This is a genomic window from Sphingopyxis sp. (assembly GCF_035998965.1).
In the GTDB taxonomy this organism is placed as follows: Bacteria; Pseudomonadota; Alphaproteobacteria; order Sphingomonadales; family Sphingomonadaceae; genus Sphingopyxis.
The window spans coordinates 1-15,907 of record NZ_DASYHE010000010.1 but is presented as its reverse complement, the minus strand read 5'-3'; the positions used below and the strand labels follow the sequence as shown (position 1 = coordinate 15,907).

At 62.6% G+C, this 15,907-nt stretch carries 20 protein-coding genes; 5 read left to right on the top strand and 15 right to left on the bottom strand.

The genetic code is table 11. From position 1 onward, the window contains the following. Positions 1–18: 18 nt before the first annotated feature. Genes VGN68_RS00580 through VGN68_RS00555 form a run of 6 tightly spaced genes read right to left on the bottom strand, consistent with a single transcriptional unit; the run spans position 19 to position 3,957 of the window. Entirely contained in the window at positions 19–693 is a 675-nt protein-coding gene (locus VGN68_RS00580; RefSeq protein WP_327472852.1) for an NAD(P)H-dependent oxidoreductase subunit E, read from the bottom strand. Then, the gene (locus VGN68_RS00575) at positions 686–865 is read right to left on the bottom strand and encodes a hypothetical protein (protein ID WP_120216137.1); all 180 of its coding nucleotides are present in this window, start codon (positions 863–865) and stop codon (positions 686–688) included. The genes VGN68_RS00580 and VGN68_RS00575 overlap by 8 nt, the downstream gene beginning before the upstream one ends. Next, positions 865–2,082: an NADH-quinone oxidoreductase subunit D gene (locus tag VGN68_RS00570; protein WP_293697503.1), complete on the bottom strand. Its 1,218-nt coding sequence runs from the start codon at positions 2,080–2,082 to the stop codon at positions 865–867. Before VGN68_RS00570 ends, VGN68_RS00575 begins: the two co-directional genes overlap by 1 nt. Positions 2,083–2,117: 35 nt before the next feature. Then, positions 2,118–3,020 carry an NADH-quinone oxidoreductase subunit C gene (locus VGN68_RS00565; protein ID WP_327472847.1) on the bottom strand — a complete coding sequence of 301 codons (903 nt, stop codon included), beginning with the start codon at positions 3,018–3,020 and terminating at the stop codon, positions 2,118–2,120. Next, the gene (locus VGN68_RS00560) at positions 3,020–3,553 is read right to left on the bottom strand and encodes a NuoB/complex I 20 kDa subunit family protein (protein ID WP_293697505.1); all 534 of its coding nucleotides are present in this window, start codon (positions 3,551–3,553) and stop codon (positions 3,020–3,022) included. Before VGN68_RS00560 ends, VGN68_RS00565 begins: the two co-directional genes overlap by 1 nt. Before the next feature lie 29 nt (positions 3,554–3,582). After that, a complete protein-coding gene (locus tag VGN68_RS00555) occupies positions 3,583–3,957 on the bottom strand; it encodes an NADH-quinone oxidoreductase subunit A (RefSeq protein WP_327472845.1) in 375 nt (124 codons plus the stop codon). Positions 3,958–4,176: 219 nt separating this feature from the next. Here VGN68_RS00555 and VGN68_RS00550 point away from each other — a divergent pair, with 219 nt between their 5' ends. Further along, positions 4,177–4,665, top strand: a complete 489-nt coding sequence (locus VGN68_RS00550; protein WP_327472843.1) for a YbjN domain-containing protein — start codon at positions 4,177–4,179, stop codon at positions 4,663–4,665. A 217-nt stretch (positions 4,666–4,882) separates the two neighbouring features. Continuing rightward, positions 4,883–5,383 carry a YbjN domain-containing protein gene (locus VGN68_RS00545; protein WP_327472841.1) on the top strand — a complete coding sequence of 167 codons (501 nt, stop codon included), beginning with the start codon at positions 4,883–4,885 and terminating at the stop codon, positions 5,381–5,383. Here VGN68_RS00545 and VGN68_RS00540 read toward each other — a convergent pair. The 3 genes from VGN68_RS00540 to thiE all read right to left on the bottom strand — a co-directional run bounded on the left by VGN68_RS00540 (position 5,369) and on the right by thiE (position 7,861). Next, complete coding sequence (locus VGN68_RS00540; RefSeq protein ID WP_293697109.1) at positions 5,369–6,187, bottom strand: inositol monophosphatase family protein; 819 nt, start codon at positions 6,185–6,187, stop codon at positions 5,369–5,371. The genes VGN68_RS00545 and VGN68_RS00540 overlap by 15 nt on opposite strands. A 120-nt stretch (positions 6,188–6,307) precedes the next feature. Further along, positions 6,308–6,871, bottom strand: a complete 564-nt coding sequence (efp, locus tag VGN68_RS00535; RefSeq protein WP_327472836.1) for an elongation factor P — start codon at positions 6,869–6,871, stop codon at positions 6,308–6,310. A 351-nt stretch (positions 6,872–7,222) separates the two neighbouring features. Further along, positions 7,223–7,861: a thiamine phosphate synthase gene (thiE, locus tag VGN68_RS00530; protein WP_327472831.1), complete on the bottom strand. Its 639-nt coding sequence runs from the start codon at positions 7,859–7,861 to the stop codon at positions 7,223–7,225. A 35-nt stretch (positions 7,862–7,896) separates the two neighbouring features. Here thiE and VGN68_RS00525 point away from each other — a divergent pair, with 35 nt between their 5' ends. Further along, positions 7,897–8,298, top strand: coding sequence for a hypothetical protein (locus VGN68_RS00525; RefSeq protein ID WP_327472829.1), 402 nt, complete (start codon positions 7,897–7,899; stop codon positions 8,296–8,298). A gap of 113 nt (positions 8,299–8,411) precedes the next feature. Here the strand turns inward: VGN68_RS00525 and VGN68_RS00520 are convergent, their stop codons facing one another. The 6 genes from VGN68_RS00520 to tkt all read right to left on the bottom strand — a co-directional run bounded on the left by VGN68_RS00520 (position 8,412) and on the right by tkt (position 14,927). Continuing rightward, complete coding sequence (locus VGN68_RS00520) at positions 8,412–9,068, bottom strand: O-methyltransferase (protein ID WP_327472827.1); 657 nt, start codon at positions 9,066–9,068, stop codon at positions 8,412–8,414. Between the two features lie 17 nt (positions 9,069–9,085). Beyond that, positions 9,086–9,976 (bottom strand): fructose bisphosphate aldolase, encoded by an 891-nt coding sequence (locus VGN68_RS00515; protein ID WP_414712992.1) that lies wholly within the window; start codon positions 9,974–9,976, stop codon positions 9,086–9,088. 86 nt (positions 9,977–10,062) lie between these two features. Further along, complete coding sequence (locus tag VGN68_RS00510; protein WP_327472825.1) at positions 10,063–10,704, bottom strand: TIGR02466 family protein; 642 nt, start codon at positions 10,702–10,704, stop codon at positions 10,063–10,065. Next, the gene (locus VGN68_RS00505; protein WP_327472822.1) at positions 10,701–11,897 is read right to left on the bottom strand and encodes a phosphoglycerate kinase; all 1,197 of its coding nucleotides are present in this window, start codon (positions 11,895–11,897) and stop codon (positions 10,701–10,703) included. Before VGN68_RS00505 ends, VGN68_RS00510 begins: the two co-directional genes overlap by 4 nt. 18 nt (positions 11,898–11,915) lie before the next feature. Beyond that, complete coding sequence (gap, locus tag VGN68_RS00500; protein ID WP_327472820.1) at positions 11,916–12,923, bottom strand: type I glyceraldehyde-3-phosphate dehydrogenase; 1,008 nt, start codon at positions 12,921–12,923, stop codon at positions 11,916–11,918. A 36-nt stretch (positions 12,924–12,959) separates the two neighbouring features. Then, a complete protein-coding gene (gene tkt, locus VGN68_RS00495; RefSeq protein WP_327472818.1) occupies positions 12,960–14,927 on the bottom strand; it encodes a transketolase in 1,968 nt (655 codons plus the stop codon). A 168-nt stretch (positions 14,928–15,095) separates the two neighbouring features. On the opposite strand from tkt, the gene VGN68_RS00490 reads away from it, so the two are divergent. Both VGN68_RS00490 and VGN68_RS00485 read left to right on the top strand, forming a co-directional pair. Beyond that, positions 15,096–15,302 carry a hypothetical protein gene (locus VGN68_RS00490; RefSeq protein WP_327472816.1) on the top strand — a complete coding sequence of 69 codons (207 nt, stop codon included), beginning with the start codon at positions 15,096–15,098 and terminating at the stop codon, positions 15,300–15,302. Further along, the gene (locus VGN68_RS00485) at positions 15,295–15,738 is read left to right on the top strand and encodes a cell division protein ZapA (protein WP_327472814.1); all 444 of its coding nucleotides are present in this window, start codon (positions 15,295–15,297) and stop codon (positions 15,736–15,738) included. The genes VGN68_RS00490 and VGN68_RS00485 overlap by 8 nt, the downstream gene beginning before the upstream one ends. Positions 15,739–15,907 lie beyond the last annotated feature (169 nt).

Genomic DNA, 15,907 nt, shown 5'->3' with positions numbered 1-15,907 from the left:
GAAGGAATGAAGCGTAGGTCATGCCCCCCAATCCTTCCGGTAATCATGGTTCGACGACACCATTTCTTTCAGCGTCGTCGGCCCGCCTTCGGGCTCGCTCGTGTGGCGCCCGGCGATCTGCGTCCCCGCTTTCGGCGTCTCGCCCGCGGCGAGCGCATCGAGGATCGCGGCCATGCGGTCGAAATCCAGATCTTCGTAATTATCGTCGTTGATCTGCACCATCGGCGCGTTGGTGCAGGTTCCCATGCACTCGACCTCGGTCAGTGTGAACAGGCCGTCGGGAGTCGTCTTGCCCTTCACCATCCCGCGGTTCTTGCACGCGGCCATCACATCGTCCGATCCGCGCAGCAGGCACGGCGTCGTCCCGCACACCTGCACATGATAACGGCCGACCGGCGCCAGATTGTACATCGTGTAGAACGACGCGACCTCATAGGCGCGCATGAACGGCATATCGAGCTGCGCCGCGACAAATTCGATCACCGGCACGGGCAGCCAGCCCTGCGTCTGCGTCTCGGCGCCGACCTGGCGCTGCGCGAGGTCGAGCAGCGGCATCACCGCCGAACGCTGGCGCCCCGCGGGATAGCGCGCGATGACGGCCTTCGCCTTCTCGGCATTTTCCGCCGTCCACGCAAAAGCGCCCCAGCGCGCGCGGGTTTCGGCTTCGTCGGGGATTTGGGGTGCGTCAGCCACGGGCCAGACCTCGTTCAATATATCGCCCGACATACATGCCGAGCGTCGCGGCAAATGCGGTCGAGACGACCTCCTTGATAGTTACCTCGCCGTGAAACGCTGCCAGATAGGCCGCCACGGCGGAAGCAAAGCCTGCGAGTACCAAGACAAGAATGGCGAGTTCGCGCAGCATTATCGATCACACTCCCCGAACACCACGTCGATCGCGCCGATGATTGCTGTCGTATCCGCAAGCATGTGGCCCTTCGACATCATGTCCATCGCCTGCAGGTGCGAAAAGGCCGTCGGGCGGATCTTGCAACGGTACGGCTTGTTGGTGCCGTCGCTGACCAGATAGACGCCGAATTCGCCCTTCGGGCTTTCGGTCGCGACATAGACTTCGCCCGCCGGAACGTGGAAGCCTTCGGTATAGAGCTTGAAGTGATGGATCAGCGATTCCATCGACTGCTTCATCTCGCCACGCTTCGGCGGCACGACCTTGCGGTCGAGGCTGGCGATCGGGCCGGTGGGCATGTCGCGCAGGCACTGCTTGATGATCTTTGCCGACTGATAGACTTCCTCGACGCGCACCATGAAGCGGTCGTAGCAATCGCCGCGCGTGCCGACAGGGATGTCGAATTCCATCTTCGCATAGGCATCATAAGGCTGCGACTTGCGCAAATCCCACGCGATGCCGCTGCCACGGATCATCGGGCCCGAGAAACCCCACGCCAGCGCGTCTTCCTTGCTCACCGTCGCAATGTCGACGTTGCGCTGTTTGAAGATGCGGTTGTCGATGACCAGGCTCATCGCGTCGCCAAACAGCTTCGGCAGCCGCGTTTCGACCCATTCGCCGATGTCGACGAGCAGCTTTTCGGGAACATCCTGGTGGACGCCGCCCGGGCGGAAATACGCCGAGTGCATCCGCGCTCCGCTCGCGCGCTCGAAGAAGTTGAGGCAATCCTCGCGCAGCTCGAACACCCACAGGTTCGGGGTCATCGCGCCGACGTCCATGACGTGGCTGCCGATGTTGAGCATATGATTGCAGATGCGCGTCAACTCGGCGAACATCGTGCGCAGATATTGCGCGCGCGCCGGGACTTCGAGGTCGAGCAATTTCTCGATCGCGAGCACATAGCTGTGCTCCATCCCCAGCGGCGAGCAATAATCGAGCCGGTCGAAATAGGGCAACGCCTGGAGATAGGTCTTATATTCGATCAGCTTTTCGGTGCCGCGGTGCAGCAGCCCGACGTGCGGATCGACGCGCTCGATGATCTCGCCATCGAGTTCGAGCACGAGGCGCAGCACACCGTGCGCCGCGGGATGCTGCGGGCCGAAGTTGATCGTGTAGTTGGTGACGGCCTGATCGCCCGCGGTATTCGCGGTGTCGACCGGATAGCCTTCGAACATATCGCCGCCGTGGTGGCGGATCGTCGGGGTGTCGGTCATGCGTCACCTCCCGTCTTGGGCTTGCGCGGCGCGCGCGGCTTCGCGGGCGCCTTTTCGGCCTTGGTCGTCGCGGGCGTTTTCGCTTCTTTGGTCGCGACCTTGGATTTCGCACCGTCGCGGCTGGTCTTCGACGCGGCCTTGTTGGCCTTGGCGCCTGCGCCCGTCTGCGCGGGGCTGTCGGTCGTCTTCGGGGTCGGCGGCGGCGAAGCCTTCGCCTTGTCGTCGGACGCCTTCACTTCCTTCGCAGTCATCGGCGTCGGCGCGCCCTTGCCCGGCGCCTCGCCGGTGCCGCCAGCCTTCTCGTCCCCCGGCAGCACATAATCGGCGCCTTCCCAAGGTGACAGGAAGTCGAAGTTGCGGAAATCCTGCGTCAGCTTCACCGGCTCATAGACGACGCGCTTGTCTTCTTCGCTGTAACGCAGCTCGATATAGCCGGTCAGCGGGAAGTCCTTGCGCTGCGGATGCCCCTGGAACCCATAGTCTGTCAGGATGCGGCGCAGGTCGGGATTGCCCGCGAACAGCACCCCGTACATGTCGAACACTTCGCGCTCGAGCCAGCCCGCCACGGGCCATACCGGCACGATGCTCGGCACCGGGGTCGCCTCGTCGGTCGACACCCGAACGCGCAGGCGATGGTTCCGCGTCACGCTGAGCAGGTGATAGACGACCTCGAACCGCTCGGCGCGGTCGGGGTAGTCGACCCCGGCGATCTCCATCAGCTGCTGATATTCCAGATTATCGCGCAGCGCGATCATCACAGCGGCAATCGCAGTGCGATCGACAGTGATGCTGTCTTCGTCGGCAGCGAAATCATGCGCGAGCAGATCGGCGCCGAGCAGCTGCTTCAGCTCGGCCGCCAGCGTCGCGCGCGGCGCAATCAGGGGAGCGGCGTGGGCCATCAGCGTTCAATCGTCCCGACGCGGCGGATCTTCCGCTGCAACTGCATCACGCCGTAAAGCAGCGCCTCGGCGGTCGGCGGGCAACCGGGGACATAGATGTCCACGGGCACGATGCGGTCGCAACCGCGCACCACCGAATAGCTGTAGTGGTAATAGCCGCCGCCATTGGCGCAGCTGCCCATCGAAATGACATATTTGGGGTTCGACATCTGGTCGTACACGCGGCGCAGTGCCGGGGCCATCTTGTTGCACAGCGTGCCCGCGACGATCATCACGTCACTCTGCCGCGGCGACGCGCGCGGCGCGGCGCCGAAGCGTTCCATGTCGTAACGCGGCATGTTGACGTGGATCATCTCGACCGCGCAGCACGCGAGGCCAAAGGTCATCCACCACAGCGAGCCGGTGCGCGCCCAGTTGAACAGATCCTCGGTCGAGGTGACGAGAAAGCCCTTGTCGCCGACCTCGCTGTTGAGGTCGTCGAAAAACGCCATGTCGGGGTTCGTCCCCGGAGCGACAGGGCTTGCAACCGGCATCTGGCCGGGCGGCAGGATGATCGAGCTGCTCATTCCCAGTCCAACGCCCCTTTCTTCCATGCATAAACAAGGCCGATCGCGAGCTCGGCGAGGAATATCATCATGGTGGCCCAACCGGCCCAGCCGATTTCCCCTAGGCTGACCGCCCAAGGAAACAGGAATGCGGCTTCGAGGTCGAAGATGATGAACAGGATCGCGACGAGATAGAAGCGCACGTCGAACTGGCTGCGCGCATCCTCGAACGCCGGGAAACCGCATTCATATTCGGTCAGCTTGGCCGGGTCGGGTTTGTGCGCGCCGGTCAGGCGCGCGACGCCCATCGGCAGGAACACGAACGCCGACGACAACCCGACCGCAATGACCAGGAATATCAGAATCGGCAGATATTGCGTCAGATCGACCATGGGAGCTCGCAGTCTTGTTTTGAGGTGTTTGCCACCCGTTTATGCGGGCGCTTTAGGCCAGCCTGCCGCCCGTCGCAAGCACTGCGGGCATGATTTTCGCTGCCCAAGTGACCAAAAGCACAAAGTGCGCTGGTGACAGCCCCTATCGCTGTGATACGCCGCGACAAAGGGGGTCGAATTGCCGCGTCTGGATCGCACAGTTCGACAGGGAGGACCGTCATGAAAAACAGTTTGTTCGGCGCAGCGCTAACCCTTGCCGCAACCACCGCGACGATGGCCGCGAGTCCGGCGCACGCCGAGCTGGTCAGCGCCAAAAATCCGGAGACGATCAAGGCGATCGTCGAGTCGCAGGGCTGGCCGGCCACGCTGATCACCAAGCCCGACGAAAACCCCTATATCGAAAGCAGCCGCAACGGGCTGAAATTCCTCGTGCTGTTCATGAATTGCGACGACGACGAGAAGAATTGCAAGACCCTGCAATTCTACATGGGGTTCAGTGACGCAAAGGACATCTCACTCGAAAAGCTCAACAGCTGGAACAAGGATAAGCGCTTCGCCCGCGCCTACAAGGATGATGAGGGTGATCCGGTCCTGGAAATGGACGTCGATCTCGACTTTGCGGGCATCCCGCGAGAAAATGTCGGTGAAAGCTTCAACACCTGGGCGTCGCTGATGGACTCGTTCCGGGAGTATGTTTTCGGCAAATAGCCGCTGCTCGCGGCGCACTGGTCCCGCCGTTTTGCGACGTTGCGCGGCAGACCAGTGTCTGACCACACAGATCCACCATCATTGCCGACGCCAGGGGCCCTGATCCTAAGCGGCGATGCACCCGGTGCACCGTCGAATCTGGTACGTCTCATCGTGATTGGATAGCTTTTGGCCATGGGCGTGTTCGCCTGACGCTCCACAGCAGGACCGAGAAGCGATGATGAAATGGACGGCGGTTTTGGCAGCTTTGCTGGCCGCAACCCCGGCGCAGGCCGAACTGGTCACGGCCAGCGACCCGCAACTTTTCAAGGCTATTCTGGAATCAAGAGGTTGGGAGGCCACCATCGTGACGCCCGACGGTGCGGCGCCATATATTCAGATCGACAATGGTGACCTGAAGTTTCGAATGTTTTTCCTGAATTGCGTTCAGACCAAACAATGCCAGTCGGTGCAGTATTTCCTGGCCTTTAGCGACGCAAAATCCATGTCGCTCGAAAGCTTGAACGAATGGAATCGCACCAAAAGATATGCCCGCGCCTATCGCGATCGAGAAGGCGACCCGGTGCTTGAGATGGATGTCAATCTTGGGGCGAGCGGCATTCCGCGGCCGAATGTCGGCCTCAGCCTGAACATCTGGGCCAATCTGATGGAGGACTATCGAAAATTCGTCATCGACCGGACGCGACCCAAAACACCCGCGGAATCAAGCGTTCCTTAGCGCGCCTGCGACCAGTTTTTGCAGCTTCGAATGCACCGCGGCGCTGCCCGCGATAAACTCGCTGCGTTCGATCGCGCGGTCACCGCCGCGGAAGTCGCTGACGAAACCGCCAGCCTCGCGCACCAGCAACATGCCCGCTGCCACGTCCCAGATCTTGAGGTCGCTTTCCCAGAAGCCGTCGTAGCGGCCCGCCGCAACCCAGGCGAGGTCGAGGCTGGCGGCACCGAAGCGCCGGATGCCCGCGACCTCGGGGGCGACCGCACCGAAAATGCGGCTCCACTGCGGCATATTGCCATGGCCCATGAACGGGATGCCGGTCGAAATCAGACATTCGTTCAGATTACGGCGCGACGCCACGCGCAGGCGGCGGTCGTGCAGCCACGCGCCGCGGCCGCGTTCGGCCCAATAGCTTTCGTCGGTGACCGGCTGATAGATCAGGCACGAGGTGATGTCGCCCCAGCCGCCGCCAATCTTGGGTTCCTGCACCGCGATCGAAATCGCGAAATGCGGAATGGCGTGGAGGAAGTTCGAGGTGCCGTCGAGCGGATCGATGATGAAGCGCGGCTTGCCCGGCTCGCCCTCAATGATCCCGCCCTCTTCGAGCACAAAGCCCCAGCCCGGACGATCGCGGCCAAGTTCGTCGTACAGCGTGCGTTCGGCGGCCTGATCGGCCTTCGACACGAAATCGGCCGGCCCCTTTTGCGACACCTGCAGATGTTCGATCTCGCCGAAATCGCGGCGCAGCTTGGTCCCCGCCTTGCGCGCGGCGCGTTCCATGACGGTGATGATGCCGGATATGGCCATATTTCTATCTCCCCCCTCCCGCTTGCGGGAGGGGTCGGGGGTGGGTTCTTCTGAGATGGAAGGAGCTTGCTGCGCTCGCGCCCACCCCTAGCCCCTCCCGCAAGCGGGAGGGGAGCTCAATCAGTCCGCACGCCGGACATATTCGCGGTCGTACACATGGACGACGATCTTGGTGCCACTGGTGATGTGCGGCGGCACCATTACGCGTACGCCATTGTCGAGGATTGCGGGCTTGTACGACGACGATGCCGTCTGCCCCTTTACCACCGCATCGGCCTCAACGATCGTCGCTTCGATCGTTTCGGGCAGCTCGACCGAAATCGGGCGCTCTTCCCACAACTCGAGCACGACATCCATGCCGTCTTGCAGGAACTCGTGGGCGTCGCCAACGACGTCCTTCGAGATGTTGATCTGCTCGAATGTGTCCTTGTCCATGAACACCAGATCCTCGCCCTCGGCGTAAAGAAACTGGAAGTCCTTGGTGTCGAGGCGGACCTTTTCGACCGTGTCGGCGCTGCGAAACCGGTTGTTGAGCTTACGCCCGTCGATCAGATTCTTGGCTTCGACCTGCATATAGGCGCCGCCCTTGCCCGGCTGGGTGTGCTGGATCTTGGTGACCTTCCAGATCCCCTTTTCAAATTCGATAATGTTGCCGGGACGGATTTCAACGCCGGTGATTTTCATCGCGCACACTCACTAGACAAGGATGGAAAGAGCAAACCGGCGCCGCGCACGGCGTCGGTATCAGGTGCGCGCCTTTAGCGGCGCGGGCGCCGAAGGGCAAGCCGATTGGACCGAAGCGCCAGAAGCGACGAACCGAAACCGATTTGACGTATCGATCCAATATGGAGGCATTTGTTCCCGGCATATCGGCAGCATGATGAGTATCGATCTTTCCGATGTAACACCCCGACCACGCGGTAGCGGCGCCGTACCGTCGCGCCGCCCAGCGCCTTGCGCCGGCCTGTTTGGCTGGCGCAAGGATGCTGCGCTGCCCACTGCGTCCTCTGAACTGCCCAAAAAGCCGGGGCGCGACTATCCCTCGGGCTGATCTTTCAGCAGATCGTTAAACGCCTGCACCGCCGCCGCGGGGCCATCGGGATACGCCCATACTCCGCCCGATACCGCCAGAAAATCGGCCCCCACATCGACCAAGCCGCGCGCATTGTCTACAGTGATCCCACCGATCGCGACGCACGGCAGCTCGAACATGCCCTGCCACCAGGTCAGGATTTCGGGCTCGGCCTGATGCTCGACCGCCTTGGTGGTCGTCGGATAAAAAGCTCCAAACGCGACATAGTCCGCCCCCGCCTCGCCCGCTTCCATCGCCATATGGCGGCTGGCGTGACAGGTGACCCCAATCTGGGCACTGGGGCCAAGCTCGCGCCGCGCTTCGCGGGGATCGCCGTCGCCCTGCCCCAGATGCACCCCGTCGGCGCCCAGCCGTTTTGCCAGCGCGACATCGTCGTTGACGATAAACGCGACGTCGCGCGCGGCGCAGATCGCTTGCAACGGCGCGGCCAACCGCGCTGCTTCGTGCTGCTCCAGCCCTTTGACGCGAAACTGGAACGCCGCGACCGGTCCTGCGCCGAGCGCCGCAGTCAACCGGGCAGGAAAATCGCCGCCGACGTCGAGCGGTGAGATGAGGTAAAGCTGGCATGGGATACGGGTCATGGCGGGTTCATAGCGACGCGTTCATCAACCCGCAAATGCAGAACATGACCCGCCTCGCCGCCCCGATCATCCTCGCAGCGTTTGCCGCGTCGGCGTGTGCCACGACATCCGGGGGAGCACCGCTCGCTGACGCCAGCAACGTCGCGCTCGGCCAGAAAGCCTACGCCGATGGCCCGATCATCCAGCCGGTCGCGGTGCTCGAGGACAGCCGCTGCCCAATGAACGCGCGCTGCGTGTGGGCGGGCAGAGTGCGCGTGAAGATGCTGTGGATTCGCAGCAACGGCGACAAGCAGCCGGTTGAAGTGACGCTGGGCGAATCGACGCCGCTGGCCGACGGCAGCATCACGCTGGAATCGGTGCGGCCCGACAAGGTGACTAACGTCGAGCTGAAACCGGAGGATTATCGCTTTGCGTTCCGTTTCGCGGGAGGGCTCTAAAGGCTCTTGTCATTGCGAGCGAAGCGAAGCAATCCAGAGCGGCCTTACGCCGCCCCTAGATTGCCGCGTCGCCTTCCGCTCCTCGCAATGACGAAATTGGAAGGCGGGCGGAATCAGCGCACCCGCGCCAGCACGAATCCGTCCCACTTCTTCGCGCCGACCGTCTGCACCGCGGTCGCGTCGAGCCGCGGTTCAGCGCTCAGCATGTCGAATAACGCCCGGGTGCCGACGATGCGCTCGTCGTCGCTCTCGACGTCCAGGACGCCGCCTTCGCGCACCACATTGTCGACAACAATCGTTGTTCCCGCACGCCCGAGCCGGATCGCCTCGCGCACATAATGCGCATTGTTCTGCTTGTCGGCATCGATCAAGACGAAATCGAACGGCGCTTCGTCGGTCATCGCGGCAAGGCTCTCGACGGCCGAACCGACCCGACCATCAACCTTGGCCAACACCCCCGCGCGTTCCAGGTTCACGCGGGCCACCGCCGCGTGGTGCGGTTCGAGTTCCAGCGTTACCAGCCGACCATCTTCGGGCAGCGCGCGCGCCAGCCAGATCGTCGAATAACCGCCGAGGGTGCCAATCTCGAGGATGCGTTTGGCACCGGCGATCTGCGCCAGCAGGAACAGCATTTTTCCCTGCGTCGCCGACACGTCGATCGGGGGCAGGCCGTGCGCGGCGTTGTTCGCGAGGGTGGTGGCAAGCACATCATCATCGCCGAGCAATTTTGCAGCGATATAGTCGTCAACGGCTTGCCATCCCCCACTCATTTTGGGCGACCCATTACCTAGGCCACAGAGGCCGCGTGAATTTCGTCAATCGCACCGCCGAGCGACTTGTCGAATTCGTCATCGCTCATCTGGTGACGCAGGTCTTCGAGCAGCGCGCGGCTGAAGCTCGCGATGATGCCCGGGTTTTTCGCCAGCTCGGCGCAAGCTTCGGGGCGGGCAAAACCACCCGACAGCGCGACGACGCGCAGCACCTTCGGATGGTCGACCAGCGGCTGGAACAGCCCGGCCTCGGTCGGCAGCGAAAGCTTCAGCATGACCGGCGCGCCGTCCCACGCATCCAGCGCTGCCAGCAGTTCGTTCAGCAACAGGCGGTCGGCGGCATCGCGCTCGACACTTTTGATGTTCACCTCGGGTTCGATGATCGGCACCAGCCCATGCGCCGCGATGCGCTCGGCTTCGGCGAACTGCTGTTCGACGATCGCATTGACACCAGCCGGATTGGCAAGATTGATGACGCTACGCATCTTGGTCCCGAACACACCCTTGGCCACGGCGCGCTGGCACAGGGCATCGAGGTCGGGGTTGGGCTTCATCAGCTGGACACCGTGCACTTCGTCTTCCAGACCCTTATCGACCTTCAGAAACGGCACCACGCCGCGCTCCCAAAGCACTGTCGGCACCGGCTTGCCATCGGCGTCACCATCCATTGTCCGCTCGAACAGGATCGCACCGATCACCTTTTCACCGTTGAAGCATGGCGCGGTGACGATGCGGCTGCGCATCGCGTGGATCAGGCCGAACATTTCCTCATCATTCGAAAAAGCATCGGCTTCGATGCCATAGCCCTTCAGCGCCTTGGGCGTCGATCCGCCGCTCTGGTCGAGCGCGGCGATAAAACCCTGCCCGGATTTGATCTGTTCCAGCATGGCGGCATTGGCGGTGGTCATGACGTCTCCGATGGTTTGCATACGTATGTGGCGGTGCGCATAGCGGTGCGGCGTGCGGGATGCAATGCGCGGAGTTCGCCGCGTTGTCAGGCTGGATTCAAGGGGATGGCGAGCAGGTTGATCGCGATCGAAATGCGGTCGCGCATCCCTTGGTGCGGCACCACCCCGTGGCTCAACCATGATGGGAACATGATGATCCGCCCGCTCCGCACCTTCATCTTCAACTGCGGCTCGTGAACCAATCCGTTCGGATTGCGTAGGCGCAAATTGGGCATCGTCATCAACACCATCGGCATTCGCGGATCTTCGATTACCAGTTCGCCGCCGATGGCGCCGTCGCCCGTATCCGATCCATCGTCCACATAATAAACCGCCGACCAAAAGGCGCCGGGATGGGTGTGCATCTGGTTCGACGCCTGCGGCGGCGACACATTGACCCAGATATCGGTCGTCCAGCGGTGTCGCAGCACATTAGGTGAAATGATATCGACGCAATGGGCGTTCGCGAGTGCAAAGACGTGCCGGAGCAGCTGCTGCACCGATTCTCCGCCCCATTCGGCAACGTCATGTTCCGACTGCCAACCGCCGATATTCGACATGGTCACACCGGGTTTCGCTGCCCGGCGCGCAAGGATCAGCGGCCGCAGCGCAGCATTGATGGTCGCGGCGTCCGGCAAGTCGTCCACCACAACGGGCGTATCGAAAAGGCCGACCACCTGCGCGGTCATTGGGACAACGCATCCACACCCGGCAGCGGCTTGCCTTCCATCCATTCCAGAAAGGCGCCACCGGCGGTCGAAACAAATGTAAAGTCTTTTCCGACCGCGGCGTGATTGAGCGCCGCGACAGTATCTCCGCCACCCGCAACCGAGATCAGCGAACCTTCGCGGGTCAGCGCCGCGGCGGTCTTGGCCAATGCGACCGTCGCGGTGTCGAACGGCGGGGTCTCGAACGCGCCGAGCGGGCCGTTCCAGACCAAAGTACGGCAATTTTTCAGCACATCCGCCAGCGCCTCGGTCGCCGCAGGGCCGATGTCGAGGATCATCTCGTCGGCGGCAACTTCGTGAACGTTGACGGTGCGGGTCGGGGGGTTGGGCGCAAACTCCTTTGCCACTACGACGTCGTACGGCAGGTGGATCGTACAGCCCGAGGCATCGGCCGCGTCAAAAATCGCGTTGGCGGTTTCGACCAGCTCATGCTCGCATAGCGACTTGCCCACATCGACACCGCGTGCCGCCAGAAAGGTGTTTGCCATGCCGCCGCCGATGATCAGGTGATCGACCTTGCTCACCAGATGGCGCAGGACGTCGATCTTGCTCGACACCTTGGCGCCGCCGACGACTGCGGCGACCGGGTGCGCCGGATTGCCGAGCGCGGCGTCGAGCGCCTTGAGTTCGGCCTCCATCGCGCGTCCAGCATAGGCTGGCAGCCGCCGCGCGATGCCCTCGGTCGATCCATGGGCGCGGTGCGCCGCCGAAAAGGCGTCATTGACGTAAAGATCGCCGATTTCCGCCAGCGCGTCGGCAAAGGCCGGATCGTTTGTTTCCTCGCCCGGATAAAAGCGCGTATTTTCCAACACAGCAACATCGCCGGCGGCAAGCACCGCGATCCCCGCCTTCGCACCTTCGCCGACACATTCGGGGATGAACATCACCGAATGACCCAGCACATCCTCGAGCCCGCCCATCACCAGGCTGAGCGACTGGGTCGGGTTCTTCGCGCCCTTGGGCCGCCCGAAATGCGCCAGTAACAGGACAATCGCGCCCTTGTCGGCCAGTTCGCGGATCGTCGGCATCGCTGCCTCGATCCGCGTCCGGTCGCCGACCGCGCCATCGTTCATCGGGACGTTCAGGTCGACGCGCAGGAGCACGCGCTTGCCGGTGACGTCACCGATGTCGTCGAGGGTCTTGAACGCGGTCATCGACGTTTCCTTTGGGCTTTAGAGGAATTTGGCGATCACACCCGCAGTGTCGATCATGCGGTTCGAGAAACCCCATTCATTGTCGTACCAGCTCAGCACACGCACCAACTTGCCATCGATCACCGCGGTTTCGAGCGCGTCGATCGTCGAGCTGGCCGCATTATGATTGAAGTCGATCGAAACCAGCGGCTCGTCGGTGTAGCCCAGCACGCCCTTGAGCGGGCCTTCTGCCGCGGCTTTGAGCAGCGCGTTGACTTCTTCCTTACTGGTTTCACGAAGCGGCGTGAAAGTCAGATCGACGACCGACACATTAGGGGTAGGGACGCGGATCGAAGACCCGTCGAGCTTGCCCTTAAGTTCAGGCAAGACCAAGCCGACGGCAACCGCCGCGCCGGTCGAGGTCGGGATCATCGACATCGCGGCGGCACGGGCGCGGCGCGGATCATCATGGATCTGGTCGAGGATCTTCTGGTCGTTGGTATAGGCGTGGATCGTGGTCATCAGGCCACGCTCGATACCGATCGCCTCGTGCAGCACCTTGGCAAAGGGCGCGAGGCAGTTGGTGGTGCACGACGCGTTCGAAATGATCAGGTGATCGGCGGTGATTTTGTCGTCGTTGACGCCGAACACCACGGTCAGGTCGACTTCCTTGGCCGGGGCCGAGATCAGCACGCGCTTCGCACCGGCATCAAGATGCTTCTGGCCACCGGCCTTGTTGGTGAAAAAGCCGGTGCATTCCATCACGATATCGATGCCGTTGGCGGCGTGCGGCAACACGGCGGGGTCACGCTCGGCGGTCACCTGGATGCGCTTGCCGTTGACGATCAGATCATTGCCATCGACCTCGACGCTGCCGTTGAAGGCGCCGTGAACCGAGTCATTGCGAAAAAGACGCGCATTCGCCTTGGCATCGCCCAGGTCGTTGATCGACACCAGTTCGAGATCATGGTCGGTACGTTCCAGAATCGCGCGCGCCACGTTGCGGCCGATGCGCCCGAAACCGTTGATTGCAACCTTCACAGCCATGTCGAAAATTCCTTTCTGCGTGGGGCCAGCCGGTCCTTAGTTGCCGAGCTTTGCCAAAATCTTGGGGGTGATTGCGTCGACGGTCAGGCCGAAATGCGCGTAGAGATCATCAATCGGCGCCGAGGCGCCAAAACTGTCGATGCCGAACCGCAGGCCGTCGCGACCGGTATAGCGTTCCCAGCCAAAGGTCGTGCCGGCCTCGATCGAGACGGTCAGCACATCGCTCGGCAGGATGTTTGCCTGATAGGCGCCATCCTGTTCGTCGAACAGCTCGGTCGATACCATCGACACAACGTCGGCGCCATGACCGGCGGCCTCAAGCTTGTCGGCAATATCCATCGCGAGCGACACTTCCGAACCCGTGGCGACCAGCACAACCTTGCGTGCGGCTGAGGCAGCCCGCAGGCGGTAACCGCCTTTCGCACAAAGATTTTCCGTGACGTCATGACGCAGCGGCGGCAGGTTCTGACGGGTCAGCGCGAGCAGCGACGGCCGATCCTGTTGTGCCAGCGCCAGCGCCCAGCATTCGGCGGTTTCGACCGCATCGGCTGGGCGCATCACGAGCAGGTTCGGCATAGCGCGCAGCGATTGCAGATGCTCGATCGGCTGGTGCGTCGGCCCGTCCTCGCCCAGCCCGATGCTGTCGTGCGTCATCACATAGACGACGCGCTGCTGCTGAAGTGCCGACAGGCGGATCGCGGCGCGGCAATAATCGGCGAACACAAGAAAGGTGCCACCGTAAGGAACAACGCCGCCATGTAGGGCCATGCCGTTCATCGCCGCGGCCATACCGAATTCGCGGATGCCGTAATAGATATAGCGGCCCGAATAATCGTCCTTTGTCAGCGGCTTGGTGGACGACGTTTTTGTATTGTTCGATCCCGTCAAATCGGCGCTGCCGCCAACGAGCGCCGCAATATCAGCGGTTAGCGCGCCGAGCGTGTTTTCCGATGCCTTACGCGTCGCGACCTTCGGCGGTTCGGCGACAAGGCCGTCGAGATAGGCATTGAAGGCATCGCCGGGGACAATTTTGCCGCTCAGCCGATCGTTAAATTCCTTTTTCTTTGCGTTGCTTGCAAGGCGATTATTCCACTCGGCATGAAGTTTCTTGCCTCTCTCGCCGAATTTGGCCCATGCCGCTGCAACATCCGCCGGAATGACGAACGGTTCGGCCGTCCAGCCAAGTTCGGCGCGCGCAGCCGCGATCTCGTCGGCACCCAAGGGGGCGCCGTGCGTCGCCGACGTGCCCTGCTTGTTCGGCGCGCCAAAGCCGATGATCGTGCGGCATGCGATCAGCGACGGGCGCGGATCGGCCAGCGCGGCGTCGATCGCACGGCGGATATCGGCGGGGTCATGCCCATCACAGCTTTCGACATGCCAGCCGGTCGCCGCATAGCGCGCCGCGATGTCCTCGCTCGTCGACAGGTCGGTCGATCCGTCAATGGTAATCCTGTTGTCGTCCCACAGTACCGTCATCCGCCCGAGCTGCAAATGCCCGGCCAAACCGATGGCTTCGTGGTTGATGCCTTCCATCAGGCACCCGTCGCCGGCGACCACCCAAGTGCGATGGTCGACCAGATCGTCGCCGTAGATGGCGTTCAGATGCCTCTCGGCAATCGCCATACCGACCGCGGTGGCCAGCCCCTGCCCCAGCGGCCCGGTCGTCGTCTCGACGCCTTCCAGCTCGAAATTCTCGGGATGTCCCGCGCATGGGCTGTGCAGCTGGCGGAAATTGCGGATGTCATCGAGCGTCGGACGCGCATAGCCCGCCAGATGCAACGTCGCATAAGCGAGCATCGAACCATGCCCGGCCGATAGCACGAATCGGTCGCGGTCAGCCCATTTCGGGTCGGTTGGATCGAACTTCAGATAGTCCGAATAGAGCACCGCGGCGACGTCGGCCATGCCCATTGGCATCCCCGGGTGGCCGCTGTTCGCGGCCTGAACGGCATCCATCGCAAGCGCGCGGATGGCATTGGCGAGCTGACGTTCGGGCAGTGTCATGGGTCCCCCGGAAATGGCTGGGCAAGCGCCGGACGCTACGGCCCGACTGAATGCGCACAGCCCTTTGCGGCGCCGGGGTCAGGAGTCAACCGCTGCGAACGGAAAATCGGCGCATTTTGGACCGACAGGGCAATTGCACCCCTTCCCCGCCGCTGCTACCCATCGCACATGGAACTCGATCTCGACGAATCCAGTCTGGCCATCGGCCGTATCGAACGCGCGCTCAGTCGTATCGAAAAGGCGCTGGCCGATCAGCCGAACCGGCTAAAATCGTCCGTTGCGACGCCTGTAGCCGACCAATCGGCGCTCAAGGCCGAAGTTGCCGCAGTGATCGGCGAGCTCGACCGCCTGATTGCGGAGGCCGACCGTGGCTGATGTCAAACTGATGATCGCGGGGCGTCCTTATGACGTCCATTGCGCCGACGGTGAAGAGGCGCAACTGCGCCAGCTTGCTGCCGTCGTCGACGAAAAGGCGCGTGGGATCCAAGGCGGCACAGAGGTTCGTCAGCTGCTGTTCGCCGCACTGATGCTCGCCGACGATGCTCAGGAGGCAAAGGGCAAGGCCGACAAGGCGGAACCGCAATCTGATTCGCTGCGTGCCGCTGTAGCGCTCGCGGAAAGCCGTGAGGCAGCAGCGCGTGATGAACTGCGCGCGGCAGTCGTTCGCGAACAGGCGGCACTGAAAGAGCTTGAGGCCCTGCGCGCTGCGCCATCGCCCTCTCCGGCCCGAAAGCCGGCAAACGACCGCGCGCTGCTTCAGATCGCCGACCGGATCGAGGCACTGGCGACGAAAGTCGAGCAAATCCCTTGAGCGCGCGCGCCCGCGCTCCTACATAAGGGGCGGCGGGTACTGCCCGGCACGAGCTTTTGCGAAAATCCCTGAGGCGATACATCATCCTAGGGAGCTGTCCCTGCCCGGACCCTGGTCCGACGTATATGGTTCCCACCTGACGTTACTGGCGTCAGAGGACTTTCCAGCA

Bases quoted from the DNA above. Each gene is read 5' to 3' on its own strand.
- VGN68_RS00575 (WP_120216137.1), bottom strand. From the start codon at position 865: ATGCTGCGCGAACTCGCCATTCTTGTCTTGGTACTCGCAGGCTTTGCT.
- VGN68_RS00570 (WP_293697503.1), bottom strand. From the start codon at position 2,082: ATGTTCGAAGGCTATCCGGTCGACACCGCGAATACCGCGGGCGATCAG.
- VGN68_RS00565 (WP_327472847.1), bottom strand. From the start codon at position 3,020: ATGGCCCACGCCGCTCCCCTGATTGCGCCGCGCGCGACGCTGGCGGCC.
- VGN68_RS00560 (WP_293697505.1), bottom strand. From the start codon at position 3,553: ATGCCGGTTGCAAGCCCTGTCGCTCCGGGGACGAACCCCGACATGGCG.
- VGN68_RS00555 (WP_327472845.1), bottom strand. From the start codon at position 3,957: ATGGTCGATCTGACGCAATATCTGCCGATTCTGATATTCCTGGTCATT.
- VGN68_RS00550 (WP_327472843.1), top strand. From the start codon at position 4,177: ATGAAAAACAGTTTGTTCGGCGCAGCGCTAACCCTTGCCGCAACCACC.
- VGN68_RS00545 (WP_327472841.1), top strand. From the start codon at position 4,883: ATGATGAAATGGACGGCGGTTTTGGCAGCTTTGCTGGCCGCAACCCCG.
- VGN68_RS00540 (WP_293697109.1), bottom strand. From the start codon at position 6,187: ATGGCCATATCCGGCATCATCACCGTCATGGAACGCGCCGCGCGCAAG.
- efp (WP_327472836.1), bottom strand. From the start codon at position 6,871: ATGAAAATCACCGGCGTTGAAATCCGTCCCGGCAACATTATCGAATTT.
- thiE (WP_327472831.1), bottom strand. From the start codon at position 7,861: ATGACCCGTATCCCATGCCAGCTTTACCTCATCTCACCGCTCGACGTC.
- VGN68_RS00525 (WP_327472829.1), top strand. From the start codon at position 7,897: ATGCAGAACATGACCCGCCTCGCCGCCCCGATCATCCTCGCAGCGTTT.
- VGN68_RS00520 (WP_327472827.1), bottom strand. From the start codon at position 9,068: ATGAGTGGGGGATGGCAAGCCGTTGACGACTATATCGCTGCAAAATTG.
- VGN68_RS00515 (WP_414712992.1), bottom strand. From the start codon at position 9,976: ATGACCACCGCCAATGCCGCCATGCTGGAACAGATCAAATCCGGGCAG.
- VGN68_RS00510 (WP_327472825.1), bottom strand. From the start codon at position 10,704: ATGACCGCGCAGGTGGTCGGCCTTTTCGATACGCCCGTTGTGGTGGAC.
- VGN68_RS00505 (WP_327472822.1), bottom strand. From the start codon at position 11,897: ATGACCGCGTTCAAGACCCTCGACGACATCGGTGACGTCACCGGCAAG.
- gap (WP_327472820.1), bottom strand. From the start codon at position 12,923: ATGGCTGTGAAGGTTGCAATCAACGGTTTCGGGCGCATCGGCCGCAAC.
- tkt (WP_327472818.1), bottom strand. From the start codon at position 14,927: ATGACACTGCCCGAACGTCAGCTCGCCAATGCCATCCGCGCGCTTGCG.
- VGN68_RS00490 (WP_327472816.1), top strand. From the start codon at position 15,096: ATGGAACTCGATCTCGACGAATCCAGTCTGGCCATCGGCCGTATCGAA.